Here is a 25,074-nt window from a genome sequence, read left to right as displayed (position 1 = left end):
GCCGAGAGCCGCACCGCCGAGAGCCGCACCGCTGAGAGCCGCACCGCTGAGAACCGCACCGCTGAGCACCGCACCGCTGAGAACCGCGCCGAGAGCGGCACCGAGGCGCCTCTGCGGGATCTGCCCGACCGCCGCCCGGTCGCCGCTCATCGCCTTCTGCATGAAGGCATGGTGTGGGATCTGGTGCGGGACACCGTGGACTTCGCTGAGGGAGTGCGCTTCGACCGCGAGTACGTCTGGCACACCGGAGCGGTGGCGGTGCTCGCCGTCGACGATCAGGACCGGGTGCTGATGATCCGGCAGTACCGCCATCCAGTGGGCCACAGCCTCTGGGAGATACCGGCTGGCCTGCTCGATCTCGACGGCGAGGCACCGCACATCGCCGCGGCGCGGGAGCTCGCCGAGGAGACCGGATATGAGCCCGGGCAGATGCAGACCCTGGTGGATCTGCGTCCCAGCCCGGGAGGCAACGACGAGGTGATCCGCGTGTACCTCGCCTCCGGCGTGCGAGTGAGCTCCGCGGAGTTCGAACGCACCCATGAGGAGGCGGAGCTGATCTCCCGCTGGGTGCCGCTGTCCGAGGCGGTGACCGCGGTGCTCGAGGGCCGCATCACGAACGGGACCACGGTCTCCGCTCTGCTGGCGCTGCAGGTGCTGCGCAGCGCTGGATCCGAGCGCGCGACGCAGCTGCGAGCTGCCGACGCGCCGTTCATGGAGCGTCCAGGGAGGGACTGAACCGGCGCGGTCTGAACCGGCATGATTCGAACTGGTGCGGTCTCAGTCCAGCTTGCTGTCAGTCCTGCTCGGTGAGTGACCGGTGGATCACCGGAGCGGCCTGCTCGACCTGCCACGGCCGGGCGCCGAGTGCGGTCAGCTGCTCGGCGATCTCGGTCTCCTCCGGGGCCTGCTCGTGCTCCCACACCCAGTGGCGCAGCAGCGCGGGCTGGAGCAGGTTCTCCGGCGGCATCTCGAGATCCTCCGCCCGTTCACCGACGGCGGTGCGCACCAGCTGGTAGCGCTCGGCGACCTCGGGGTACTTCTTGGACCACAGCTTGTGCGGCGGGGGATAGGAGCGTTCGCTGCGCTCGGGCAGATGAGCCGGAGGCAGTTCGATCCCGGTGCGTGCGGCCTGCCACCAGGTGTCCTTGCGGCGGAGCTTAGCGGGCAGCGCACGGTCGAAGGCCTCCCGGCCTCGGGGTGCCTCCTTCGCGGCGGCGACGATGTCCCGATCCTTGATCACCCGGTGTGGGGAGAGGTCCTCGGCGCTCGCGATCTGATCGCGACGGTTCCACATCTCGCGGGCCGCCGCGAGCTGTCGGGTGCTGCGCAGGCCCCCCAGGCCGTGCAGCCCCCGCCAGCTGGAGGACCGGGTGGGTCCGTGCTCGCGGGTGCGCTCGTGCTCGAACTCCTGGCGCGCCCAGTCCTCCTTGCCCGCCGCGCGCAGCCGCTCGACCAGGACGTCACGGACCTCCACGAGCACCTCCACATCGAGGGCCGCGTAGCTGAGCCATCCCTCGGGCAGCGGGCGCCGCGACCAATCAGCGGCGGAGTGCTCCTTGGCCAGATGCAGTCCCAGGGTGTCCTCCACGACTGCGCCGAGACCCACCCGCTCCATCCCCAGCAGCCGCGCGGCCAGCTCGGTGTCGAAGAGCGCTGCCGGGTGCAGGCCGAGCTCGGCGAGGCTCGGAAGGTCCTGGCCCGCCGCATGCAGCACCCATTCCCGACCCGCCAGCAGCTTGATCAGGGTGCCCGGCATCGGGAATGCCAGGGGATCGATGAGCGCGGTGCCGGCCGCTTCGGTGCGCAGCTGGACCAGATAGGCCCGAGAGCTGTAGCGGTAGCTCGAGGCACGCTCGGCATCGACCGAGACCGGCTCCTCGGGAGCGGTGGCGGCGGCCTCGCACCAGGCCAGCAGCGGCTGGATCCGATCGATGACGGGCATGAGACCGTCGCGGGGCGCCTTGAGGTCTTTGAGCTGGGGCGAGTCCGTCACCGGGCGTCTCCCGCTTCCTCGGGGCGCGGTGCCCTCGCGCGATGGGTGGGGGCGATCGGGGCGATGCGCGGCGGTGCCGGGGGCAGACCGCCGGCCGCAGCAAGCATCGCGGTCCAGGCAGCGAAATGGGGCACCAGATCGATGGCCGGCAGTTCTCCCTGCCCGGCGTCCTGTTGTGCACTGGGGCTGTCCGAGGGTACGAGCGGCTCGGGCGTCCAGGACACCCGCATCTCGACGTCCACCGTGGACGCGCGCGAGGCGAGCGCCCCGTAGGACTGGGAGACCACCCGGGTGGCGGTGCAGCCCAGCTCCCGGGCCTCGGCCTCATGGAGCTCGAGGGACTCGGTGACCCAGGACCAGGCCACGTCGCCGAGCATCGACTCGATCGCGAACTCGGGTTCGAGCTGCGCCTGGACCAGCGCGACCATCCGGTATGTGCCGTCCCAGGACTCCTGCCCCTCCGGATCGTGCAGGATCACCAGGCGACCGGAGGCGAGCTCATCGTCATGCACGAGGATCTCGCCGGTGCAGGCCCACGTCGACGGTGCCATCCGCGACGGGGCGGGGATGGTGCGCCAGCTGAACTCTGCGGGCTGAGGAGCGTTGGTCATGGCGTCGATGGCGGCACGGAAGGTGTCATCGCTGGAGCGGATTCGATGGACGGACACGCAGGGAGGCTATCCGCGGCGTGACCTCGAGTCCGGCAGGCGCGCCGAGCTCTCCCCGCTCTGCGGGATCAGCTCGTCGTGCTGCGCGATCAGGCGGGGTCGGCGGCGCTCGCGCTCGCGTCGTCGCTATGGACCAGACTGATCGAGTTGATGCAGTACCGCTGGTCCGTCGGCGTCGCGAAGCCCTCGCCCTCGAAGACGTGACCCAGGTGGGAACCGCAGCCGGCGCAGCGCACTTCGATGCGCCGCATCCCCAGGGAGACATCCTCGAGCAGCTCCACGGCGTCGGAGTCCGTGGGGGCGTAGAAAGCTGGCCAGCCGCAGTGGGCGTCGAACTGGGTGGTGGCGGTGAACAGCTCAGCGCCGCACCCCTTGCAGGCATAGGTGCCCGCTGAGCGGACCTCCTCGTAGTCACCGGTGCCGGGGCGTTCGGTGCCGCCCTGTCGGAGGACCTGGTACTCACCAGGGGAGAGGCGCTCGCGCCACTCCAGATCGCTGACGGTGATCGGGTACGGACGGGTGCCGATGGGTTCGGTGGACATCTGAGAGCCTCCGATTCTGCGACGCCCGAGGGTGTCGCTCATACGAGCTGGCGATCGCTCGTGAGGGGATGGTGAACGAGGCGTTCACAGTCTCGATCCTAGCCCCCCGATAGGATGCGCGGTATGACGCGCGACCTCTACCGGACCCGCCGGACCACCGGCTCGCTGGGCCGTTTCCTGCCCCGCCCGCATCGTCCTGACCAGGCACGCTGGCCCGAGGTGGCCGTCTACGGCGCCGTCGGCGCGGCCTCGATGTTCGCGCTCAGCGGAGGCCTGCTCACCGTGGGGGCACGGGTCATGGCCAGACTGCCGCTGGTGCCGCGCGAGACCCTGCGCGGCCGCCGGGACGTGGCGATCCGCGCGGTCCACCCGGATCGAGTTCATCTGGACGACACCAAGGTCACCCGTCGCGGTGGGGTGCTCGCACTCCGCCAGGGCGGTGGCGCCGTCCACGTGCGGCTGGGGCCGGTCGACGGGCGGCCGACGCCCACCACCGTCTCGCGGCCCCGATGGGGCGATGACACGGCGGAGCCGCTCGAGGTGGACCGCGCCGCGAGCAACGGCTTCTACTGGGCCGGGACCCCGCAGACCGCTCACGGCCTGCCCACCGAGGAGGTCCAGATCGACTCGCCGGTGGGGCACATGCCCGCCTGGCAGGTGCGGCCCGATGCTGCCCACGGCTCCGCCAGCGGCAATGAGGACACCTGGGCGATCCTCATCCATGGGCACGGCTCCGCGCGCGGTGAGGCGCTGCGCGTGATCCCGTTGCTGCACAGGCTGGGCCTGACAAGCCTGGCGATCACCTATCGCAATGACGTCGGCGCACCTCCCTCCGCTGACCGCATGCACCATCTCGGAGCCGCTGAGTGGGAGGACACCGAGTCCGCGATCGACTACGCGGTGGCGCAGGGGGCACGTCGGATCGTGCTGGTGGGATGGTCGATGGGCGGTGGGATCGCGCTGCGCACCTCCGTCCGCTCTGCGCATCGGGACCGCATCATCGCGCTGGTGCTGGACTCCCCGGCCGTGGACTGGCAGGACATCCTGTTCCATCACGCGACCTCCCTCAAAGCTCCCACTCCGATGCGACAGCTCGCCCTGTGGATGATGACCTCGCAGATCGGTGCCCGGATGGTGCGCCTGCATGAGCCGCTCGCGCTGCATGAGATGACGCCTCCGTACTACGCCGAGCGCCTCATCCATCCCACCCTGCTGTTCCATGCCCTGGATGACGAGACGGTCCCGCCCGAGCCCAGCAGGCAGCTTGCTGCGCTGCGGCCCGACCTCATCGAATTCGTCCCCTTCGAGGGCGCCTCTCACACCCGGGAGTGGAACCGCGACCCGGCCCGCTATGAACGGCTGCTCGCGGACTACCTGGTGCGCGAGCTGGGACTCGAGGAGTCCGTGGGCAGGGTCGAGGTGCCGGTGCGAGACCCCGCCTCTCCTGCTCTCGAGGGATCGATCGGCCTCCGACTCTGAACCGTCGCTGGCGGTCGTGAGGCCTGCGCCAGCACTGCCGCACCGGGGCCAGGCGGCGATGTGCGCCGCCGGGTGGCGGTCGGGGCGGTCAGGGAGGTCAGCGGCGGTCAGCGGCGGTCGGTGGCGACGAGTGGGGCTGCGCGGCGATGTGGTCTCGCTCATCCACCAGCGGCACCCGAGGCGGAGAACCGGCGAGCGCGGGATCCCGCCGCCTACACTGACCGGCGTGACCGATGCACTGAGCGACCGCCGGCCCGCACCCTCCCTCGAGCGCCTGCTCGCAGATCTGGTGCCGCCGCCGCGCTTCGCCCAGGCGCGGTTGGATAACTACGTCCCGGACCCCGCGTATCCCTCCCAGGAGGAGGCCAAGCAGCGCATCACCGCCTTCGCCGCTGCGCTCGGGCAGCCGCGCGGCGGCTTCCTGGCCCGCCTGCGCCGGAAGCCGGAGCCCGCGCTCGGCATCTACCTCGACGGCGGCTTCGGGGTCGGCAAGACCCACCTGCTCACCAGCTTGTTCCATGCGGTCGACGGCGCGCGCGTCTACGGCACCTTCGTGGAGTACACCGATCTGGTGGGGGCGCTCGGGTTCCAGAAGGCGGTCGACCTGCTGGGCGAGTCGCAGCTGGTGTGCATCGACGAGTTCGAGCTCGACGATCCCGGCGACACCCTGCTGATGACCCGTCTGATCCGCGAGCTCTCCGACCGGGGCGTCGCGATCGTCGCTACCTCGAACACCCTGCCCGATGCGCTCGGCGAGGGACGTTTCGCCGCCCAGGACTTCCTGCGGGAGATCCAGGCCATGGCTCAGCGGTTCCAGGTGCTGCGGATCGACGGCGAGGACTACCGGCGGCGTGACGGCGTCAGCGAGATCTGCACCCTTCCCGAGGCGGAGGTGGCTGAGCACGCCGGGTCCACCCCGGGGGCGACACTCGACAGCTTCGACCCGCTGCTGAAGCACCTGAGCACCGTGCACCCCTCCCGCTATGGCGCCCTGATCGATGAGGTCTCCTCAGTCCACCTCGTCGGCATGCATGGGCTCACCCGTCATCACGACGCCCTGCGCTTCGTGGTCCTGGTGGACCGGCTCTACGACAGGGAGGTGCCCACCCTCGTAGCCCTAGCACCGGGCAACAACGGCGAGCGCGAAGAGGAGCGTGAAGGGGAGCGCGACGGCGACGATGCGCCCCCCGTGCTCGGTGACCTCTTCTCCGAGGAGCTGCTGCGCAGCGGCTACCGCAAGAAGTACCTGCGATCCCTCTCGCGGCTCGCCTCACTCGCGAACGACGGTGCGGGGCTGCTGCGCACGGGCGGGGTCGACGCAGTCTCTTGACCCGCTCAGGCGGCGCCGACGGAGTTTCTTGACCCGCTCAGGCAGTGCCGACGCCGTCTCCTGGCCCCCCCTAGACAGCCGGGAGGGGACGCAGCACCGCTGCTCCGGGGCCGGGCATCGAGAGCGTGCCGTCCGGTGCTCGATCGATCCCGCCGAAGGAGGCGAGCACCTCGGCCGCGCGGAGACCTCCAGCCAGCGGACCCGGTCCTCGATGGGCCAGCACGGCTAGATCCCCGCGCTGCAGCAGCACGGTCTCCTCGGCGAGCACCTTGACCCTGGTGCGTCGGAGGTCCGGATCATGGAAGTCCGCCTGCTCCCGGCGCAGGGCGATCAACGTGCGATACCACTGCAGCATCTGGGCATGGCTGCCCTGCTCCCGCTCGCTCCAAAGTAGCATCGAGGACTCGAAGGTCGTTCGCGACTGCGGATCGGGGACCTGCTCGGCCCAGCCCATGGCGGCGAACTCCGCGACCCGCCCGGCGCTCACCAGCGGGCCCAGCTCGTCGTCATGGTCGGTGAAGAAGGCGAACGGCGTCGAGGCCGCCCACTCCTCGCCCTGGAACAGCATCGGGGTACCCGGGCCCAGCAGGATCAGGGCGATCGCCGCGGCCTGCTGCGCGAGGTCGATGCCATGGTGGATGCGGTCTCCGCTCGCGCGATTGCCCACCTGGTCGTGATTCTGCAGGAAGGTCACGAAGGAGTGCGCGTCGTAGTCGGCGGACGCCGGATCCACGGCAGCTCCCCACACCGTGTCGCGGAACGTGGAGAAAGTGCCCGCATGCAGGAAGACCCGCTGCAGCACGGCGGCGAGCGCCTCGGCGCTCTCGAAGTCTCCGTAATAGCCTGCCCGCTCGCCCGTGATCCAGGCGTGGACGCCATGGTGGACATCGTCGGCCCATTGCATGTCCATGCCGAGGCCGCCGGCGCGGGTGGGGGAGACCGTGGCCGGGTCGTTGCGGTCAGATTCTGCGATCAGGGTCAGCTCGCGGCCGGTCTCGTCCTCCCAGGTGGAGACCGCCTCGGCGAGCTCGGCCAGGAAGTGCTGCGGGGAATCGTCCTGCAGCTCGTGGACGGCGTCCAGGCGCAGCCCGTCCAGGCCCACGTCCACCAGCCACTGACGGACGCTGCCCAGCAGGAAGTCGCGCACCTGGCGGGAGCCCGGCTGATCGAGGTTGACCGCCTCGCCCCACGGGGTCTCGTGCTGGTCGGTGAAGTAGGGCCCGAACATGCCCAGGTAGTTCCCGGAGGGGCCCAGATGGTTGTGCACCACATCGAGCAGCACGGCGAGCCCGCGGGAATGCGCGGCCTCGACGAAGCGGGCCAGCCCGGCGTGCCCGCCATAGGCGGCATGGACCGCGTACAGGCCCACCCCGTCATAGCCCCAGCCGCGATCTCCGGGGAAGGTCGTCACCGGCAGCAGCTCGATCGCGTCGACCCCCAGCTCGACCAGTGCGTCGAGCCGCTCGATGGCGGAGTCGAAGTTGCCTCCGCGCCCGTCGGGCCCGGGGGCGAAGGTGCCGACGTGGAGCTCGTAGAGCACCCGCCCGCGCAGGCTCCTGCCCCGCCATGGGGTCGCGGTGCGCAGGGACCGAGGATCGAGGACCTCGCTCTCGCCGTGCACGCCGTCCGGCTGCGACAGGGACCTCGGATCGGGCAGCCATAGCTCGCCCTGATCGAGCCGGTAGGCATAGCGGGCTCCCGGCACGGCGGGCACGTCGGGCAGGCGGAACCAGCCCTCTGCGCTCGCGCTCATCGGGTGCACGACGCCGTCGATCCGCACCTCCACGGTGCGGACGGCCGGGGCCCACAGCTCGAAGCGGTCATAGCGGCGGGGGCCGGGAGGGCTCGCAGCACCGGTGGTCATCGGGACTCCTCCATCCCCGCGCTGCGCACCAGCAGCGCGACGGGCCAGGCGTCGAGCAGCTCGCCGAGGCTCACCTGACCGCCGTCGAACTCGGCGCCGCTGAGCGCATCCCGCCAGCGTCCGGAAGGCAGCGCGATCCAGCCGTCTCCCCAGCCTCCACGCTGGGCGAGCCCAAGGGCGAGGCGAGTGACGACCGTGACGACCTCAACGTCTCCCTCCGCGGCTGCCCGACCGAAGGCGACCGCATGTCCCGTGGTGGTGGGCAGCGGATGGTAGCTCGCGTCCCGTCCCTGGAAGAGCTCAGGGCGCGCTCTGCGCAGCACCAGCGCACGGTGGGTGAGCCAGAGCTTCTCGTCGGCGATCCCATCGGGTCCGGCACCCTCGATCATCCGGGCCAGCCGCTCCTCATGGAGTGCATGGTCCACGGGGCGCCGGTTATCCGGATCCACGAGGGAGAGATCGATCGATTCATTGCCCTGATACACATCCGGCACCCCGGGCATCGTCAGCTGCACCAGCTTCTGCCCGAGGATCGCGCTGCGCTGCGCGGCGGCAGTGCGGCGAGTCCAGTCGGTGAGGATCCGCTGCACGTCGTAGGACTCCAGCGCCGCGCGTCCCAGCGCCAGCACCTGCTGCTCGTAGTCCGCATCCTGCTCGGTCCAGGTGGTGAAGCTCTTCGCCTCCCGCATGGCCTTGAGCAGATATCCCTCGAGCCGCTCCGCGCTCAGCGCCGCGGCCGACGATCCGGGAAGCTCCCAGCATCCGGCGAGGGTCTGCCAGAGGAGCAGCTCGATCGCCCCGTCGACCCGGTCCCCGCGGTCCTCGGCGGTCGCACGGTCGAGATCCTGCACCACCAGCGCCCATTCCAGCGGCTGCTCGGTGAGCACCGCGAGCCGCGCCCGGACGTCCTCGCTGCGCTTGGTGTCATGCGTGGACAGAGTGGTCATCGCATCGGGGCGGGTGCGGACCATCGACTGCGCATGATCGTGCAGCTGGTCCGGTTCGACACCGATCCGGTCCGGGTCCGCGCCGACCTCGTTGACAGGCAGGAAGCGGGTGTAGCGGTAGAAGGCGGTGTCCTCGAGCCCCTTGGCGTGGACCGGGCCGCAGGTCTGTGCAAAGCGCACCACCACCTCGTCCCGCTCCGCGCTGCCCGTACGGCCCGCGCTGCCCACCTCGTCCCCGCAGACCAGCGCGAGCACCGTCTCCAGGGTGGTCACCACATCCTCGTCCTCACCGAGACGCTGGCGCGCGCGGGCCGCCGCCTGCTCGAGGACCGCCCGCTCGGAGCCGGAGGCCGGCTCGCCGGGGACGATGTAAGCGCGGTAGCGGTCCATCGACCCCAGCAGCGCGACGATCACCTTCTGCAGGTTCCGACGGGTCGTGTCGCGCAGGCGGATGTCCTCCTGGCAGATGCGGTGGATCAGGGTGGTCAGCCGTTCAACCTCCGCCCACAGGCTGGTGGAGACGATCAGGTCCGTCGACTCCTCGGCGACCTCCTCGAAGGGGCGCAGGTCCCCGGTGCGTCGCTGCCACAGATGCGTCAGACCGATCGCCCCGTGCGGGTCATGGAAGAGCCCTCCCACTCGCCAGAGGGCGTCGTAGCCGGTGGTCCCCGCACAGGGGAAATCACCGGGCAGCTGCTCCTCGCCCTCGAGGATCTTCTCCACCACGGTCCAGGCGCCACCGGTGGCGCTTTCGAGGTCCCGCAGGTAGCCGCGGGGATCGGACAGGCCGTCGGGATGATCGATGCGGTAGCCGTCGATGACCCCTTCGCCCTGCAGACGCAGCAGCGTCGCATGGGTCGCCTCGAACACGTGCGGCAGCTCCACCTGGAGCCCGGCGAGGGTGTCCACGTCGAAGAAGCGGCGGTAGTTCAGCTCCTCATCGGAGACCTTCCAATACGCCAGGCGGTACCACTGCCGTTCGAGCAGATCCGCCAGGCCCAGGTGCTCGGTGCCGGCGGCGACCGGGAGCACATGGTCGAAGTAGCGCACCACGGTCTCGACCGCGGTGGTGCCGTCGGCCTGAGGGATCTCCTCCGGGCCCACACTGATCTCCCCATCGGCCAGGACCGCACCGATGGTCCTGCCGAGGACGGGCACCAGGATGGACAGCTCAGACGAGGGGTCAAGATCGAACCAGTCGGCGAAGGGGGAGCGGGGCCCGTCCCGCAGCACCGACCACAGCGCACGGTTGTGCCAGATCGGGGTGGGGATCGCCATGTGGTTGGGCACCACGTCGACGATCAGTCCCATCCCGTGGGCGTGCGCGGCGTCGGCAAGTCGGCGCAGCGCCCCCTCTCCGCCGATCTCCTCGCCGATCCGGGAATGGTCGACCACGTCATAGCCATGGGTGGACCCGGGAGCCGCCTGCAGCACGGGGGAGCAGAACAGGTGCCCCACGCCGAGCCGGGCGAGATACGGGACCACGGCTACGGCATCGTCGGCGGTGAAGCCCTCGTGCAGCTGCAGACGGTACGTGGAGGTCGGCACGGGCCGGATGGCGCGCAGGGCACCGGTGGTGGTCGCGGTTTCAGCCCCCCTCGCGGCGGGACGGTGGCTGGAATCGGTGCTCACGGGTCGATGCTCTCCTTCATCACGGCCCGGGCCAAGGTCGCTGCCCCGGGGCAGGGGGGGGAATCGGTCTCAGGCGCGGATGGGGCGGATCTCTCCCTGCTCCCCGCGGACCTCCCGCGGGGCGGCGGCATCCTCACCGTGCTCCGTCAGCGGCGGACGCAGCAGGACGAGCAGAGAATGGCTGGGCCGACTGATCGTCTGCCCGGCGTCGAGCACGTCCCCGACGTCGATCGTGCCGCCGGTGCCCAGCTCGACCTTCCACTGCGCGCCGTGTTCGGCCGAGGGAAGGGTGAAGTCGACAGGATTTCCGGAGGCATTGAACATCACCAGCGCCGAATCGTCGATGATGCGCTCGCCGCGCAGATTCGGCTCGGGGATCGCGGAGCCGTTGAGGAACATGGTCAGGCACTTGTTGTGGGGATCCTGCCAGTCCGCATCGGTCATCAGCGTTCCGTCGGTGCCGATCCAGACCACGTCCGCGAGCGGGGAGTCAGCGTCGTCGCGCACCACTCCCTTCAAGAAGCGGCGGCGCCGGAAGATCGGATGCTCCTTCCGCAGCGTGATCATCTGCTGGGTGAACCAGAGCATCTCCATCTCGAACTGGTTCAGCTCCCAGTCCATCCACGACAGCTCGTTGTCCTGGCAGTAGGTGTTGTTGTTGCCGTTCTGGGTGCGGCCCATCTCGTCGCCGTGCAGGATCATCGGCACGCCCTGGCTCAGCAGCAGCGTGGCCATCAGGTTCTTGGTGCGGCGCAGGCGCAGTTCCCGTACCTCCGGGTCCTCGCTCGGGCCCTCGACTCCGGAGTTCCAGGAGCGGTTGTGGCTCTCGCCGTCCTTCCCGTCCTCTCCGTTGGCCTCGTTGTGCCGGTCGTTGTAGGAGACCAGGTCCCGCATGGTGAAGCCGTCGTGGGCGGTCACGAAGTTGATCGAGGCGATCGGGGTGCGCCCGGTGTGCTGGTAGAGGTCTGAGCTGCCGGCCAGGCGTGAGGTGAAGTCACCGATCGTGTCCGGCTCTGAGCGGTGGAAGTCCCGCACCGTGTCGCGGTACTTGCCGTTCCACTCCGACCACAGGGGCGGGAACCCGCCCACCTGATAGCCACCCTCACCGAGGTCCCAGGGCTCGGCGATGAGCTTCACCTGGGAGATCACCGGATCCTGCTGGATGATGTCGAAGAAGGCCGAGAGGCGGTCCACCTCGTGCAGCTCACGGGCCAGGGTCGAGGCGAGATCGAAGCGGAAACCGTCCACATGCATCTCGGTGACCCAGTAGCGCAGCGAGTCCATGATCAGCTGGAGCACGTGCGGGGTGCGCATGAGCAGGGAGTTCCCGGTGCCGGTGGTGTCGTAGTAGTGGGCCTTGTCCTCGTCGACCAGGCGGTAGTAGGCGGCGTTGTCGATGCCGCGGAAGCACAGGGTCGGGCCCATCTGGTTGCCCTCGGCGGTGTGGTTGTAGACCACGTCGAGGATCACCTCGATGTCCGCCTCGTGCAGGTTCTTGACCATCTGCTTGAACTCCTGGACCTGCTGGCCCAGCTGTCCGGCGTGCGCGTACTCGTTGTGCGGGGCGAAGAAGCCGATGGTGTTGTAGCCCCAGTAGTTGCGCATGCCCTTCTCGACCAGGTGGCCGTCCTGCACGAACTGATGGACCGGCATCAGCTCCACCGCGGTGACGCCCAGCTCTTTGAGGTGATCGATGATCGCCGGGTGCCCCATCGCGACATAGCTGCCCCGGATGTCCTCATCGATGTCGGGATGGAGCATCGTCAAGCCCTTGATGTGAGCCTCGTAGATGACGGTGTCGTGGTACTCATGGGCCGGTGGATGGTCGTTGCCCCAGTCGAAGAAGGGGGAGACGACCACCGAGTGCATGGTGTGCGCGGCGGAGTCCTCGGTGTTGCGAGCTTCGTGGTCCTCGAAGTCGTAGCTGTAGAGCGAGGGATGGTTGCTCGCCATCCCGGCGATCGCCTTCGCATAGGGATCCAGCAGGAGCTTCGAGGGGTCGCAGCGATGCCCTGCGGCGGGATCGTAAGGGCCGTGCACCCGGAAGCCGTAGCGCTGGCCGGGCTGGACCGACGGCAGGTAGACGTGCCATACGTAGGCGTCGACCTCGGTGATCTCGACCCGGCGCTCGGCACCGTCGTCGCCGATCAGGCATAGCTCGACGCGCTCCGCCACCTCTGAGAAGAGGGCGAAGTTGGTGCCCGACCCATCGAAGGTGGCACCCAGGGGGTAGGACTGTCCGGGCCAGATCTGCATGACCTCAGAGTAGACGGCTTATTCCTGGATGCGTCCCGGACCCGGGGCACTCACTCAGGACATCACATCGCCGGCCCGATGTGATGCGCGAGCACCTCGGTTCCGAGATGCTCGCGCTGCTCGGTTCCAGCGTTCGCAGCAGGCGCAGTGTTCGCGGGGCCGCTCAGCTCGCCGATGGCGGCCCCGAGTACGGGAAGCGTCCCGGGCGAGGCACGACGAAGGCCCCCTCGACGTTCCGAGGGGGCCTTCCGTGGTGGGCGATACTGGGATCGAACCAGTGACCTCTTCCGTGTCAGGGAAGCGCGCTACCGCTGCGCCAATCGCCCAATGCATCCGAGGATGCGGGGGTGGGATGGAGCGGACGACCGGATTCGAACCGGCGACCCTCACCTTGGCAAGGTGATGCTCTACCAACTGAGCTACGTCCGCACATCGGCAGTGCCGACGAAGGAAGACAATATTCGGCTCCGGTCCGCTTCGCAAATGCAGGGACCGCACAGTGTCCGAGGTCACCGCCATTTCCCTCCGAGCTCGTGCCTCCCACCTCGGCGAGGACGCCTCGGCGAGGAGGCGGGCCACGCCTGCGTTGAGCCCGGGTGGGATCCCGCCTGCCGACTCCCGTTCGGCGTCACCCGTTCAGCGTCACCCGTTCGGCGTCGCCCGTTCAGTCGGTCCGGAATGGGCAGGCCCGGAGCGGCGCTTCGACGCCCGCCCCCTCGTATGTGTCGAGCCCTGCGCGTGCTGAGCACTCCATGCTGTAGGCGTGCAGGGGCTGGGGAGGGGCGTGAGTGCAGTGGGCCCTGGATCGGGCCGCACTGGAGTGTGGACGCGAAGGGGTGTGGAGGGATTCGCGGTGGCAGCTGCAGTCGCGGCGGAGGCTGTGGCGAGCGGCTGTGGGGCCATCGAAAAGCACGTCAGGACGTAGGTCACACCCGGATCGGTGCGGGGCACTGCGGAAACCATGTAAGATTCTTCTGGTCCACTCGAGAGGGTGGCCAGCACCTTCGGGCGATTGGCGCAGGGGTAGCGCGCTTCCTTCACACGGAAGAGGTCACTGGTTCGATCCCAGTATCGCCCACGGCAGGATTTTCGGATCCATGTCATGCGGACGTAGCTCAGTTGGTAGAGCATCACCTTGCCAAGGTGAGGGTCGCCGGTTCGAATCCGGTCGTCCGCTCTGGGAGCGGCGCATTCGACGATCGTCGGAAGCGCCTTTTCCTTTGGTGTGGCACATCCCGGTGGGTTGGCCGAGTGGTTAGGCAACGGCCTGCAAAGCCGTGTACACGGGTTCGAATCCCGTACCCACCTCCGTCGGCGTCTGTACGATGCCGTCCTGGGCGATTGGCGCAGCGGTAGCGCGCTTCCCTGACACGGAAGAGGTCACTGGTTCGATCCCAGTATCGCCCACCAGCACAGAAGGGCCCCGGTCTGCGGACCGGGGCCCTTGCTGCGTCCCGGGGCTCCGGTGACTTCCAAGAGGCACGGTGACCGGGGCGGAACGCAACACACGAGGGCTCCTGCCGATCGGCAGGGGCCCTCGTCAATGGGACGGACGCCGGCTCGGCGGCGCCAGGAGGGTCAGCTCTTGGGCTCCGGCGACTCGTCGGTCCCCTGGGGGTGCTCGTCCTCCACCGCTGGCGACGCGGTGTCCGTTCCCCGCGAGCGCTCGCGGGCCTCCTTCTCCGCTTCGAGCTTCTTGGCATCCGCGGGCGTCACCTCGACGATCGTCTCGACGGTGCGCAGCTCGAAGGGCTCGCCGTCATGACGATCGATGGCGGTGTCCACGGAGTCTTCGAGGATGTGCCGGGCCAGCCGGTTGCGGATCATCAGCGGATCCCGGGAGAGGTCCTTCCAGATCGCCACGCACAGCAGGAGCATGGCGATCACGAAGGGCAGGGAGGCCACGATCGTGATGTTCTTCAGACCGTTCAGTGCAGCAGCCGGGTCGTTACCGCCGGCCAGCAGCATGATCGCGGCGACGGCGCCGGTGGCCACGCCCCAGAAGATGACGACCTTCCGGGTCGGCTCCTCGGCGCCCCGCTCGCTGAGACCGCCCATGACGATCGAGGCCGAGTCGGCACCGGTGACGAAGAAGATGGCGATCAGCAGCACCGTCAGGACCATCAGCGCGACGAGGACTGCGCCGGGCAGGGGAACGCCCGGAGGGTGTCGAACAGGATGAGGTCGAAGTCGATGTCCGGTGCGCCGTCGACGATCTGCGAGAGCATCTTCGTGGTGTCTCCGGCACGCTCGGCGCGTTCCTGGATGCCGATCGCGCCCCCGCCGAAGACGGAGAACCACAGCAGCGAGACCATCGAGGGGACCAGCAAGACGCCCACGATGAACTGGCGGATCGTGCGGCCGCGGGAGATGCGACCGATGAACAGGCCCACGAAGGGGCACCAGGAGACCCACCAGGCCCAGTAGAAGATCGTCCAGGTGCTCATCCATGAGGCCATGGATTCATCGCCCGCTGCGGCGGTGCGCGAAGCCATCTGGGGCAGGTCGCCGATGAAACCGCCGACGGCGTTGGGCACCACGTTGAGGATGAAGAGCGTCGGACCGCCGATGAAGACGACCACGGCGAGCACCACCGCGAGCACCATGTTGATGTTCGAGAGGTACTGGATGCCGCGCTCCACGCCGGAGACGGCTGAGGCCACGAAGCAGGCGGTGAGGGCGGCGATGATGATCACCAGGACGGGTGACTTCACCTCTTCCAGCAGGCCGACGGACTCGATCCCGCCACCGATCTGCAGGGCACCGAGACCCAGGGAGCAGGCCGAACCGAACAGTGTGGCCAGGATCGCAAGGATATTGATGATGCGGCCGCCGATGCTCTCGGAGACGCGCTCTCCGAAGATCGAGGCGAACATCGAGGAGAACAGCTGCGGCCGACCCAGGCGGTAGGTGCCGTAGGCCATGCCCAGTCCCACGATCGCGTACATCGCCCACGGGTAGAGGGTCCAGTGGAACAGGGTGGTGCCCATGGCCGTGGTCATCGCCGCGGCGGTCTGACCATCCACGGTGCCAGGCGGCGGAGACATGTAGAAGAAGAGGGGCTCGCCCACGCCATAGAAGACGAGGCCGATCCCCATACCGGTCGCGAACATCATCGAGATCCAGGACGCGGTACGGAACTGCGGCTCCTCGCCGTCCCGCCCCAGTGGGATGCGGCCGAAGCGGGAGATGGCGACGACGATGACGAAGACGGTGAACACCGTCGCCGCGATCACGTACAGCCATCCGAAGTTCTCCATCACGCCGTTCAGGGCGTTGGTGGCGACGGTGCCGAGGCCGGTCGGTGAGATCAGCCCCCGCACCACGAAGGCGATGGCGAGGACCCCGGCGACGCCGAAGACCACCTTGTCGAGTCCTGCGCTATGGCGCTTTCGTCGCCGTGGCTTGGCGCTGCGGAGGTCCTCGAGGAGCTCCTTGGTCGTCTGTGTGTTCTGGCTCATGGTGACGTCGCCTCGTCGTGCCGTCTCGTTGGTGAGCGCGCGGAGGGACGCACTCCTTCCTGGGGAGGGATGTCGTGCAGCGCCAGTTCAGCGATCTGACAATCTGAAGATCGGCCGTCCCGTCTACGGACAGGTGCATCGCCGTCACGGTGTGCATACCGTCACGGCCACGACGTGACGGAGGTGACGCGCGCCCCAGGGGTCGAGGCGTTCTGCCTGCGCCGGATACCATCGGCGGCGGAGCCGGCATCGTCGGCCGGCTCGACCCGAACACAAGGAGCAACTCCGTGGCCCAGATCGCCATCACCCTCGACGGTTCACCCCAGCACATCGACGAGGGGACCACGGGCACCGCGCTCTTCGCGGACACCACCTCGATCATCGCCCTTCGCATCGACGGCGAGCTGCGGGACCTGGACACCGCCCTCACCGCAGGACAGGTGGTCGAAGGCGTCGACATCTCCAGTCCGGACGGCCTTTCGATCCTCCGTCACAGCGCCGCCCATGTGCTCGCCCAGGCGGTGCAGAAGACGAACCCCGAGGCCAAGCTCGGCATCGGACCGCCCATCACCGACGGTTTCTACTACGACTTCGATGTCGTCGAGCCGTTCACCCCTGAGTCCCTCAAGGGGCTCGAGAAGGAGATGAACCGGATCATCAAGTCCGGTCAGCGCTTCGTCCGCCGGGAGATCTCCGACGATGCGGCGCGTGCCGAGGAAGTCTCGGAACCGTACAAACTGGAGCTGATCGGGCTGAAGTCCCATGCCGGCGACGCCGCCGAAGGGGCCAGCGTCGAGGTCGGCGAGGGTGGGCTGACCATGTATGACAACGTGGACAAGAAGGGCCAGACCGTCTGGACGGATCTGTGCCGCGGCCCGCACCTGCCCAGCACCAAGCTGATCGGCAACGGCTTCGCACTCACCCGCTCCGCCGCCGCCTACTGGCGCGGCAGCGAGAAGAACCCGATGCTGCAGCGCGTCTACGGCACCGCCTGGCCGTCCAAGGACGAGCTGCGTGCCCACCAGGAGCGCATCGCCGAAGCCGAGCGCCGCGATCATCGCCGCCTCGGCAACGAGCTGGACCTCTTCTCCTTCCCCGACGAGATCGGCTCCGGGCTGCCGGTGTTCCATCCCAAGGGCGCGATGATCAAGATGGAGATGGAGGACTACTCCCGCCGTCGGCACGTCGAGGCCGGGTATTCCTTCGTCTCCACCCCGCACATCACCAAGAAGAACCTCTTCGAGACCTCCAAGCACCTCGAGTGGTACGCCGACGGCATGTACCCCCCGATGCACGTGGATGAGGAGGTCGATGCTGACGGCAACATCACCAAGCAGGGCCAGGACTACTACCTCAAGCCCATGAACTGCCCGATGCACAACCTCATCTACAGCTCGCGCGGTCGCTCCTACCGCGAGCTGCCGATGCGGCTGTTCGAGTTCGGCAGCGTCTACCGCTACGAGAAGTCCGGTGTGGTGCACGGGCTGACCCGCGCCCGCGGATTCACCCAGGACGACGCGCATATCTACACCACCCGTGAGCAGATGAAGGAGGAGATCGCAGCGACGCTGGACTTCGTCCTGGGCCTGCTCAAGGACTACGGCCTGGATGACTTCTACCTCGAGCTGTCCACCCGCGATCCCGAGAAGTCCGTCGGAGACGAGAGCACCTGGGAGGAGGCGACCCGCACCCTCGAGGAGGTTGCCACCGCCTCCGGCCTGGACCTGGTCCCGGATCCGGGCGGCGCCGCCTTCTACGGCCCGAAGATCTCCGTGCAGGCGAAGGACGCGATCGGTCGGACCTGGCAGCTGTCCACCATCCAGCTGGACTTCTTCGAGCCCGAGCTGTTCGAGCTCGAGTACACCGCCTCCGACGGCTCCCGCCAGCGCCCGGTGATGATCCACCGCGCCCTGTTCGGCTCGATCGAACGCTTCTTCGGCGTGCTGCTGGAGCATTACGCCGGCGCGTTCCCGGTGTGGCTGGCCCCCGTGCAGGTCGTCGGCATCCCGGTGGCGGCGGAATACGTGCCCTATCTCGACGAGGTGGCCACGAAGCTCCGCGCCCACGGCATCCGCGTCGAGGTCGACTCCTCGGACGACCGCATGCAGAAGAAGATCCGCACCCACACCAAGGAGAAGGTGCCCTATCTGCTCATCGCCGGCGGCGAGGACCAGGAGAAGGGCGCGGTCTCCTTCCGCATGCGTGACGGCAGCCAGGACAACGGCATCGATGTCGATACCGCAGTCCAGCGGATCGTCGAGGCTGTGACGACGAAGGCCCAGGTGTGAGCTCGGATCCCGAGCCCGTCGTCGAGGACGCCCGCGATTTCGCGGGCGTCCCCGACGACACCCAGAGGCTGTGGACCCCGCACCGGATGGCCTACATCGGCGGGGAGAACAAGCCGCAGGATCCCCACGACGATCAGCAGTGCCCCTTCTGCGCGGCACCGCAGCGCTCCGACGAGGAGTCGCTGATCGTCCACCGGGGGGAGACCGCCTACGTGATCCTGAACCTCTACCCGTACAACGCCGGCCACCTGCTGGTGTGCCCTTTCCGGCATGTCTCGGACTACACCGACCTGGATGAGGCCGAGGTGCTCGAGGTCGCCGAGCTCACCCGGACGGCGATGCGCGTGATCCGCGAGGTGTCGCGGCCGGCAGGGTTCAACCTCGGCATGAACCAGGGCGAGGTGGCGGGGGCCGGGATCGCCGCGCACCTCCACCAGCACGTGGTCCCGCGCTGGCCGGGGGATGCCAACTTCCTGCCGATCGTCGGTCGCACGAAGGCGGTCCCGATCCTGCTCGGGGACACCCGTCAGCTGTACGCCGACGCCTGGCCCTGAGCTACCATGACCGAGGCCGTGCCGACGCTGAACCGTGATGCCTCCGGACAGCGAGCGCATCGGCAGCACCGACCGGGGGAGAGGCAGGACAGGCCGTGACGAGCATGACCGGAGCTCCGCCCCACCCAGCCCCGCCGTCACAGACCGGCGACCCCTACGGCTACGACGTCGAACGGATCGATCCGCGAGCCCCCGGGCACATGGGCGAGGGGAAGGCGCTGCGCACGAAGCGGCGACGCCCCTGGGTGCGCTGGGTCCTGTTCGCGCTGTCCTTCCTCGGGCTCGCGGTCTCGGCGCTGGCGCTGTACTTCTTCGTCATCCTCCCGCTGGGGTTCGGCACCTCGCTGGTCGCCTTCACGGCCGCCCTGGTTCCGGTGGCCATGGTCCTCGGCGCCGTGTGGTGGATCGACCGCTACACCCCGCAGCCCCGGATGTCGCTCGTCTACGCCTTCGCCTGGGGTGCGATCGGGTCGGTGCTGCTCACGCTGTGGTTCGGCGGCTACTTCACGACTTGGATCACCCCGACGGAGACGAACGAACTGATCGATTCTTTCCTGGGCGCCGTCATCCAGGCCCCGGTGATCGAAGAGGCCATGAAGAGCGCCGGGATGATCGGCCTGCTGATCTGGGGCCGCCGCTATATCGCTGGACCGATCGACGGCGTGGTCTATGCGGCGCTGATCGCCGGGGGGTTCGCGTTCACCGAGAACATCCTCTACTTCGGCAGCTCGTTCCATCAGGCGCAGGCCGCGGGTGAGATCGCGGTCTTCTGGCAGACCTTCTTCCTGCGCGGCGTCCTCTCTCCGTTCGCCCACGTCTCCTTCACCGCCCTGTGCGGCCTGGGGCTGGGCATCGCCGCCGAACGTCGTTCGCTGATGCTGTACTTCGGGCTCGGAGCGGGTGGCCTGTCGCTGGGGATGGTGCTGCATGCGCTGTGGAACGGCTCCACGTTCTTCATCCCGGTCGATCCCGCGGCGCCGCTGGCGGGCTTCCTGCGCTATTACGTCACGGTGCAGGTGCCGATCTTCGTGCTGCTGGTCGCGATCGTGCTCTTCCTGCGGCTGCGGGAGAAGCGCATCCTGCGCCGCCAGCTCGCGGAATACGGGAGGGCCGGCTGGTTCTCGCCGGACGAGGTGGAGCTGCTGGTCTCGATGCGTCGCCGCCGACGGGCCGAGCGCTGGGCGGCCCGCCACGGCGCCGTGTCCCGGATGGCGATGCGAGATCTGATCCGGACCTCGATCGCGCTGGGGATCGAAAGGCACAGCGTGCTGTTCGGCACGCCGAGCGCGAAGACACGTGCACGTGAGCGCGAGCTGCTCGAGACGGTCACCGCCGACCGTCGCCTGATCGGCTCGCTGACTGCGCCCGTCGTGCGAGGCTGAACGGGTTTCGCCCGCCAGCAGCCCGCGCCTCGTGGCCATGTCTCCTGGAACATTCCTGCACTGGCCTAGAATGGGACGGCAATTCGCCGCCGTTCGGCGGCAGAGCCGGGAGGAGAAAGATGTCGGGGCATTCCAAGTGGGCGACCACCAAGCACAAGAAGGCCATCATCGATGCCAGACGAGGCAAGCTGTTTGCCAAGCTGGTCAAGAACATCGAAGTTGCCGCACGCATGGGTGGTCCTGACCCTGTCGGCAACCCCACCCTCTTCGACGCCATCCAGAAGGCGAAGAAGACCTCCGTGCCCAACGACAACATCGACCGCGCCGTCAAGCGTGGCGGCGGGCTCGATGGCGGAGGCGTCGACTACGAGACGCTGATGTACGAGGGGTATGCCCCCGGCGGTGTCGCGATCCTGGTCGAGTGCCTCACCGACAACAAGAACCGCGCCGTCTCCGAGGTCCGGCTCGCCTTCAACCGCAACGGCGGGAACATGGCGGACTCCGGATCGGTGTCCTACCTCTTCGAGCGCAAGGGCGTGGTCGCGGTCTCCAAGGCAGAGCACAGCGAGGACGAGCTCCTCGAGGTGGTCCTCGATGCCGGCGCCGAGGAGATCAACGACGAGGGCGAGACCTTCGAGATCCTCTCCGAGGCCACCGACGTGGTGGCCGTGCGCACCGCGCTCCAGGAGGCAGGCATCGACTACGACAGCGCCGAGGCGCAGTTCGTGCCCACCATGCGCACCCCGGTGGACCTCGAGGGCGCACAGAAGGCCCTGCGCCTGATCGAGGCCCTCGAGGATAGCGACGACGTGCAGAACGTCTTCTCGAACCTCGACATCCCGGACGACGTCGCGGCCCAGCTCGCGGACGCCGAGTGATCCCCGTGGACGGCGCGGCCCCCGGCAGCGAGGGCGCGCCGTCCGCCCGGGGGTGCAGGCGATGACGACGCTGCGCGTGCTCGGGGTCGATCCTGGGCTGACCCGCTGCGGGATCGGGGTCGTCGATGCCCTCGGTGGCCGGCGTGCGAAGCTCGTCCATGCCGGGGTGATCGTCTCCACGCCGGCCTCCCCGCTCGACCAGCGCCTGCTGACGATCGCACGCGGACTGCGGGCCGTGCTCGAGGAGTTCGCGCCCGACACCGTCGCCGTCGAACGAGTCTTCAGCCAGAACAACATCTCCACCGTGATGGGCACGGCGCAGGTCTCGGGAATCGCCCTGCTGGAGGCCGCCGAGCGCGGCATCCCGGTCGCGCTGCACACCCCCTCGGAGGTGAAAGCGGCGGTGACCGGCAGCGGCCGAGCCGACAAGAAGCAGATCCAGACCATGCTGATCAAGCTGCTGGGCCTCGACGCCGCACCCCAGCCGGCTGACGCCTCCGACGCGGTGGCGATCGCGCTGACCCAGCTGTGGCGCGGCCCCGGCCCGGTGGCGCTGGACTCCGGCGGGGGAGCGCGCACCAGCGCACAGGCGGTGTGGGCCCGCGCCGAGCGGGAGGCGCGACGCGCCCGGGAACGCTCTTCCTCCCGACACTGATCGAACAGGTGTTCTAGGATTGGCGCGTGATCGCATCCCTGACCGGGCGAGTCGCCCGCATCGACCTCGACTCCCTCGTGCTGGAGGTGGCCGGGATCGGGTATCTCGTCCGCACCACGCCTGAAGCCCTCAGCGCCACCCGCCACGGCGCCGAGCTCACCCTCCACACCGAACTGGTGGTGCGAGAGGATTCGATGACCCTCTACGGGTTCCCGCACGCGGAGGAGGCCGAGACCTTCCGGATCGTGCAGTCGGTCTCCGGGATCGGCCCCCGCACCGCGCTCGCGGTGCTGGCGGTGCTCGAGCCCGAGGAGCTGCGGCGTGCCGTCGCGGAGCAGGATGCCAAGACGCTCACCCGGACTCCCGGCATCGGCCCCAAGGTCGCTAGTCGCATGCTGCTCGAGCTCGGTGGCAAGCTGCCCGCGCCCAGCACCGTCACCTCCAGTCCCTCCGCCGCCCAGAGCACACCCCAGGGCGCGGACGCCGATGTCGTCGACGCACTGGTGGGCCTCGGCTGGGCAGAGAAGGCGGCGATCGGCGCGGTCGACTCCGCCCGAGCGGCGGGCGGGGAGGAGCTGGGCTCCGCGGAGCTCCTCCGTCAGGCCCTGCGAGGCCTCGGGGGACATCGATGATCGAGGACGACACCCCGTCGGTGACCAGTGCCGAGGCGGTGCCCCCCGAGCGCGCTGCGGAGGCCGCGCTGCGGCCGCGACGGCTCGATGAGTTCGTGGGCCAGAAGGTCGTGCGCGACCAGCTCTCGCTGGTCCTCGATGCCGCCGCCGCTCGAGGCAGGTCCCCGGAGCATGTGCTGCTCTCGGGCCCGCCAGGCCTGGGCAAGACCACACTGGCGATGATCATCGCGGCTGAGCTGTCCGCCCCGCTGCGAATCACCTCTGGTCCGACGGTGCAGCATGCCGGCGACCTGGCCGCCATCCTCTCTTCGCTCGATGAGGGGGAGGTCCTGTTCATCGATGAGATCCACCGCCTCGCACGCCCCGCCGAGGAGATGCTCTATATCGCGATGGAGGACTTCCGGGTCGACGTGATCGTCGGCAAGGGGGTCGGAGCGACGTCGATCCCCTTGGACCTGCCCCCGTTCACGGTGGTCGGGGCCACCACCCGGGCTGGCCTGCTGCCGGCGCCGCTGCGCGACCGCTTCGGCTTCATGGGCCATCTCGATTTTTACGGCGCCGACGAGCTGCAGGAAGTCGTGCGGCGCTCGGCGCTGCGCCTCGAGGTCGACCTCGAGGACGCGGCAGGGATCGAGATCGCCTCCCGCTCACGGGGCACCCCGCGCATCGCCAACCGGCTGCTCCGCCGAGTGCGGGACTGGGCCCAGGTCCGTGGCACCGGGCGTCTGGACCTCGGCGCCGCGAAGGAGGCCCTTCGCGTCTATGAGGTGGACGAACGGGGGCTGGACCGCCTGGATCGCGCGGTGCTGTCCGCCCTGTGCGGGCGGTTCGCGGGCGGGCCGGTCGGCCTGTCCACCCTCGCGGTCGCCGTGGGAGAGGAGATCGAGACGGTCGAGACCATGGTGGAGCCCTACCTGGTGCGAGAAGGCTTCCTGCTGCGCACGCCCCGCGGCCGTGCCGCAGCCCCGGCTGCATGGACCCATCTGGGCTTGGAACCGCCAGAGGGCCCCGGGGGCATCGCGCCCATGCTCGGTCGCTTCTGAGAGTCGATGATCCTCCGCTCACCCCTGGGAGTCGAGTGACGCCTCGGCGGGTACAGTGGGGCGGTCAATCGTCCGCGGCAGGTCCCGATCTATGCATGAGCATCGTGAAGGGTCGTCCGCCGAAAGGAACCTCGTGGAATCCCTCCTTCCTCTCCTGCTCATCTTCGCCGTCATGATGCTGCCCCTGCTGTTCATGTCGAACCGCCAGAAGAAGATGCAGCAGAAGCAGGCGGACCTGGTCAAGCAGCTCGGCGTCGGCGATGAGGTGCGCACCCATTCCGGCTTCTACGGCCTGATCATCGACTCCTACGACGACGTCGTGATCCTCGAGTCCGAGAACGGCGCCCAGACGAAGTGGGCCCGCCAGGCCGTCTCCCAGCGAGTCGACCCCGTCGAAGAGTTCGCCGCCGATCTCGAGGACTCCTCGGAGGAGCAGAGCACCGACGTCGAGGATGATCGTGCGATCCCCGGCGTGACCGTCGCCGATGAGGATCTCCTCAGCGACGACCCGCGTCGCGACGACCGCTGAGCCGCCTCACAGTCGCTCCTGGACGGGTCGTTCGCGGCCTGTTCGCCTGATAACCGCCCGTCCGCCGTCCTGAGGAACTTCGCACCATGCCCGCACGTCGCATAGCCCTCGCGGCCCTTGCGGTGCTGATCCTGCTGCTCGGCGGCGGGATCGGTGCCGGGGTCTGGAAGGGCGACTGGCAGCCAGCCCCCAAACTCGCCCTCGACCTCGAGGGCGGTACCCAGATCATCCTGCAGGCGCAGTCGCGTGATGGCTCGGCCATCGACGCGACAGCCATGGAGCAGGCTCGCCAGATCATGAGCCAGCGGGTCAACGCCATGGGCGTTGCGGAGACTGAGATCACCGTGCAGGGCGGCACCAACATCGTCATCGATGTCCCGGGCCAGCTGGACCAGGCGACCTCGGAGGCCGTCCGACAGACGGCCTCGATGTCCTTCCGGCCGGTGCTCGGTGTCGTGGCGCCGGAGGGTTCCGGCGAGCCGATGCCCTCCGACGGCGGCGGCGAGGCGTCCGATGCCGGTGGTCAGGACCCGGGGGAGAGCTCAAGCGCGCCCGCGGACCCCTCCCAGCACCTGTTCGATGGCCTCATCAGCGAGGACTCCTCGCTCGCGCCTCCGGCTGCTCCCGCCGCAGGCGACCTGCCCTACCCGGCCTGGAGCCTGGACTGGCTGACACCGGAGGTCCAGACCGAGCTGATGAGCGCCGACTGCGTCGACCCTGCCGCGCAGCAGGAGCGAGCCGCTGCGGCCGCGCCTGACGAACCCGTGGTGGCATGCGCTCCGGACGGCACCGCGAAGTACCTGCTCGGCCCCGAGGTCGTCGCCGGTTCGGCGATCGAGAGCTCGGGCGTGGCCTCGGATGTCACGCCCACCGGCCAGGCCACCGGCTACTACGTCGTGAACATGAGCTTCAACGACAGCACCGCGGCGTCGTTCTCCGAG

19 protein-coding genes, 6 tRNA genes and 2 pseudogenes are annotated in these 25,074 nt (G+C 68.9%); 16 read left to right on the top strand and 11 right to left on the bottom strand.

Going from position 1 to position 25,074, the window contains the following annotated elements; all coding sequences use genetic code 11:
* Positions 1-33: 33 nt before the first annotated feature.
* Positions 34-150, bottom strand: a pseudogene (locus ACT3T9_RS16035) (hypothetical protein); the annotation flags it as partial.
* On the opposite strand from ACT3T9_RS16035, the gene ACT3T9_RS16030 reads away from it, so the two are divergent.
* Positions 112-735 carry an NUDIX domain-containing protein gene (locus tag ACT3T9_RS16030; protein WP_441445646.1) on the top strand — a complete coding sequence of 208 codons (624 nt, stop codon included), beginning with the start codon at positions 112-114 and terminating at the stop codon, positions 733-735. The pseudogene ACT3T9_RS16035 and the gene ACT3T9_RS16030 overlap by 39 nt on opposite strands.
* A 58-nt stretch (positions 736-793) precedes the next feature.
* Here ACT3T9_RS16030 and ACT3T9_RS16025 read toward each other — a convergent pair whose 3' ends face one another.
* The 3 genes from ACT3T9_RS16025 to msrB form a co-directional block, all read right to left on the bottom strand.
* On the bottom strand, positions 794-1,993 hold the full coding sequence (locus ACT3T9_RS16025) for an HRDC domain-containing protein (RefSeq protein ID WP_444607022.1): 1,200 nt from the start codon (positions 1,991-1,993) through the stop codon (positions 794-796).
* Positions 1,990-2,661, bottom strand: coding sequence for a DUF3000 family protein (locus ACT3T9_RS16020; protein WP_441445626.1), 672 nt, complete (start codon positions 2,659-2,661; stop codon positions 1,990-1,992). Before ACT3T9_RS16020 ends, ACT3T9_RS16025 begins: the two co-directional genes overlap by 4 nt.
* Before the next feature lie 89 nt (positions 2,662-2,750).
* Entirely contained in the window at positions 2,751-3,203 is a 453-nt protein-coding gene (gene msrB / locus ACT3T9_RS16015; protein WP_441445625.1) for a peptide-methionine (R)-S-oxide reductase MsrB, read from the bottom strand.
* Positions 3,204-3,326: 123 nt separating this feature from the next.
* Here msrB and ACT3T9_RS16010 point away from each other — a divergent pair, with 123 nt between their 5' ends.
* Positions 3,327-4,682, top strand: coding sequence for an alpha/beta hydrolase family protein (locus tag ACT3T9_RS16010; protein WP_444607021.1), 1,356 nt, complete (start codon positions 3,327-3,329; stop codon positions 4,680-4,682).
* Between the two features lie 226 nt (positions 4,683-4,908).
* Complete coding sequence (zapE, locus tag ACT3T9_RS16005) at positions 4,909-6,012, top strand: cell division protein ZapE (RefSeq protein ID WP_441445623.1); 1,104 nt, start codon at positions 4,909-4,911, stop codon at positions 6,010-6,012.
* Between the two features lie 70 nt (positions 6,013-6,082).
* On the opposite strand, the gene treZ is transcribed toward zapE, so the two are convergent.
* From treZ to ACT3T9_RS15980, 5 genes are all read right to left on the bottom strand, one after another.
* Positions 6,083-7,876, bottom strand: coding sequence for a malto-oligosyltrehalose trehalohydrolase (treZ, locus tag ACT3T9_RS16000; RefSeq protein WP_444607020.1), 1,794 nt, complete (start codon positions 7,874-7,876; stop codon positions 6,083-6,085).
* Entirely contained in the window at positions 7,873-10,455 is a 2,583-nt protein-coding gene (gene treY / locus ACT3T9_RS15995; RefSeq protein WP_444607019.1) for a malto-oligosyltrehalose synthase, read from the bottom strand. Before treY ends, treZ begins: the two co-directional genes overlap by 4 nt.
* A gap of 69 nt (positions 10,456-10,524) precedes the next feature.
* Positions 10,525-12,711 (bottom strand): glycogen debranching protein GlgX, encoded by a 2,187-nt coding sequence (gene glgX / locus ACT3T9_RS15990; protein WP_444607018.1) that lies wholly within the window; start codon positions 12,709-12,711, stop codon positions 10,525-10,527.
* Positions 12,712-12,962: 251 nt separating this feature from the next.
* Positions 12,963-13,037, bottom strand: a tRNA-Val gene (locus tag ACT3T9_RS15985).
* 27 nt (positions 13,038-13,064) lie between these two features.
* A tRNA-Gly gene (locus ACT3T9_RS15980) sits at positions 13,065-13,140 on the bottom strand.
* Positions 13,141-13,717: 577 nt separating this feature from the next.
* On the opposite strand from ACT3T9_RS15980, the gene ACT3T9_RS15975 reads away from it, so the two are divergent.
* From ACT3T9_RS15975 to ACT3T9_RS15960, 4 genes are all read left to right on the top strand, one after another.
* Positions 13,718-13,789 (top strand) — tRNA-Val (locus ACT3T9_RS15975).
* 26 nt (positions 13,790-13,815) lie between these two features.
* Positions 13,816-13,888, top strand: a tRNA-Gly gene (locus ACT3T9_RS15970).
* A gap of 60 nt (positions 13,889-13,948) precedes the next feature.
* Positions 13,949-14,019: transfer RNA gene (locus tag ACT3T9_RS15965), tRNA-Cys, on the top strand.
* A 27-nt stretch (positions 14,020-14,046) separates the two neighbouring features.
* A tRNA-Val gene (locus ACT3T9_RS15960) sits at positions 14,047-14,121 on the top strand.
* Positions 14,122-14,289: 168 nt separating this feature from the next.
* Here ACT3T9_RS15960 and ACT3T9_RS15955 read toward each other — a convergent pair.
* Both ACT3T9_RS15955 and ACT3T9_RS15950 read right to left on the bottom strand, forming a co-directional pair.
* On the bottom strand, positions 14,290-14,835 hold the full coding sequence (locus ACT3T9_RS15955) for a BCCT family transporter (RefSeq protein ID WP_444607017.1): 546 nt from the start codon (positions 14,833-14,835) through the stop codon (positions 14,290-14,292).
* Positions 14,835-16,172 carry a BCCT family transporter gene (locus ACT3T9_RS15950; protein WP_444607016.1) on the bottom strand — a complete coding sequence of 446 codons (1,338 nt, stop codon included), beginning with the start codon at positions 16,170-16,172 and terminating at the stop codon, positions 14,835-14,837. The genes ACT3T9_RS15955 and ACT3T9_RS15950 overlap by 1 nt, the downstream gene beginning before the upstream one ends.
* Before the next feature lie 287 nt (positions 16,173-16,459).
* Between ACT3T9_RS15950 and thrS the strand changes: the two genes are divergently transcribed.
* The 9 genes and pseudogenes from thrS to ACT3T9_RS15905 form a co-directional block, all read left to right on the top strand.
* Positions 16,460-18,460 carry a threonine--tRNA ligase gene (gene thrS, locus ACT3T9_RS15945; protein ID WP_444607015.1) on the top strand — a complete coding sequence of 667 codons (2,001 nt, stop codon included), beginning with the start codon at positions 16,460-16,462 and terminating at the stop codon, positions 18,458-18,460.
* Positions 18,457-19,014 (top strand): HIT family protein, encoded by a 558-nt coding sequence (locus ACT3T9_RS15940; protein ID WP_444607014.1) that lies wholly within the window; start codon positions 18,457-18,459, stop codon positions 19,012-19,014. Before thrS ends, ACT3T9_RS15940 begins: the two co-directional genes overlap by 4 nt.
* Positions 19,015-19,118: 104 nt before the next feature.
* Entirely contained in the window at positions 19,119-20,396 is a 1,278-nt protein-coding gene (locus ACT3T9_RS15935; RefSeq protein ID WP_444607034.1) for a PrsW family intramembrane metalloprotease, read from the top strand.
* A 119-nt stretch (positions 20,397-20,515) separates the two neighbouring features.
* Positions 20,516-21,274 carry a YebC/PmpR family DNA-binding transcriptional regulator gene (locus tag ACT3T9_RS15930; RefSeq protein ID WP_444607013.1) on the top strand — a complete coding sequence of 253 codons (759 nt, stop codon included), beginning with the start codon at positions 20,516-20,518 and terminating at the stop codon, positions 21,272-21,274.
* Between the two features lie 61 nt (positions 21,275-21,335).
* Positions 21,336-21,929, top strand: a complete 594-nt coding sequence (ruvC, locus tag ACT3T9_RS15925) for a crossover junction endodeoxyribonuclease RuvC (protein ID WP_441445652.1) — start codon at positions 21,336-21,338, stop codon at positions 21,927-21,929.
* Positions 21,930-21,955: 26 nt separating this feature from the next.
* Positions 21,956-22,561 carry a Holliday junction branch migration protein RuvA gene (gene ruvA / locus ACT3T9_RS15920; RefSeq protein WP_444607012.1) on the top strand — a complete coding sequence of 202 codons (606 nt, stop codon included), beginning with the start codon at positions 21,956-21,958 and terminating at the stop codon, positions 22,559-22,561.
* The gene (gene ruvB / locus ACT3T9_RS15915; protein ID WP_441445654.1) at positions 22,558-23,604 is read left to right on the top strand and encodes a Holliday junction branch migration DNA helicase RuvB; all 1,047 of its coding nucleotides are present in this window, start codon (positions 22,558-22,560) and stop codon (positions 23,602-23,604) included. The genes ruvA and ruvB overlap by 4 nt, the downstream gene beginning before the upstream one ends.
* Before the next feature lie 133 nt (positions 23,605-23,737).
* Positions 23,738-24,133, top strand: coding sequence for a preprotein translocase subunit YajC (gene yajC / locus ACT3T9_RS15910; protein ID WP_444607011.1), 396 nt, complete (start codon positions 23,738-23,740; stop codon positions 24,131-24,133).
* Positions 24,134-24,219: 86 nt separating this feature from the next.
* Positions 24,220-25,074 (top strand): annotated as a pseudogene (locus ACT3T9_RS15905) (protein translocase subunit SecD); the annotation flags it as partial.

The sequence above is a fragment of the Brachybacterium sp. AOP29-B2-41 genome, assembly GCF_052378395.1.
In the GTDB taxonomy this organism is placed as follows: Bacteria; Actinomycetota; Actinomycetes; order Actinomycetales; family Dermabacteraceae; genus Brachybacterium.
The sequence above is the reverse complement of the archived record's forward strand: the minus strand, read 5'-3'. Positions and strand labels throughout refer to the sequence as shown.

Excerpts from the sequence above, each read along its gene's own strand:
- ACT3T9_RS15950 (WP_444607016.1), bottom strand. The coding sequence starts at position 16,172 with ATGAGCCAGAACACACAGACGACCAAGGAGCTCCTCGAGGACCTCCGC.
- ACT3T9_RS15930 (WP_444607013.1), top strand. The coding sequence starts at position 20,516 with ATGTCGGGGCATTCCAAGTGGGCGACCACCAAGCACAAGAAGGCCATC.
- glgX (WP_444607018.1), bottom strand. The coding sequence starts at position 12,711 with ATGCAGATCTGGCCCGGACAGTCCTACCCCCTGGGTGCCACCTTCGAT.
- msrB (WP_441445625.1), bottom strand. The coding sequence starts at position 3,203 with ATGTCCACCGAACCCATCGGCACCCGTCCGTACCCGATCACCGTCAGC.
- ACT3T9_RS15955 (WP_444607017.1), bottom strand. The coding sequence starts at position 14,835 with ATGGTCCTGACGGTGCTGCTGATCGCCATCTTCTTCGTCACCGGTGCC.
- ACT3T9_RS15935 (WP_444607034.1), top strand. The coding sequence starts at position 19,119 with ATGACCGGAGCTCCGCCCCACCCAGCCCCGCCGTCACAGACCGGCGAC.
- ruvB (WP_441445654.1), top strand. The coding sequence starts at position 22,558 with ATGATCGAGGACGACACCCCGTCGGTGACCAGTGCCGAGGCGGTGCCC.
- ACT3T9_RS16010 (WP_444607021.1), top strand. The coding sequence starts at position 3,327 with ATGACGCGCGACCTCTACCGGACCCGCCGGACCACCGGCTCGCTGGGC.
- treZ (WP_444607020.1), bottom strand. The coding sequence starts at position 7,876 with ATGACCACCGGTGCTGCGAGCCCTCCCGGCCCCCGCCGCTATGACCGC.
- ruvC (WP_441445652.1), top strand. The coding sequence starts at position 21,336 with ATGACGACGCTGCGCGTGCTCGGGGTCGATCCTGGGCTGACCCGCTGC.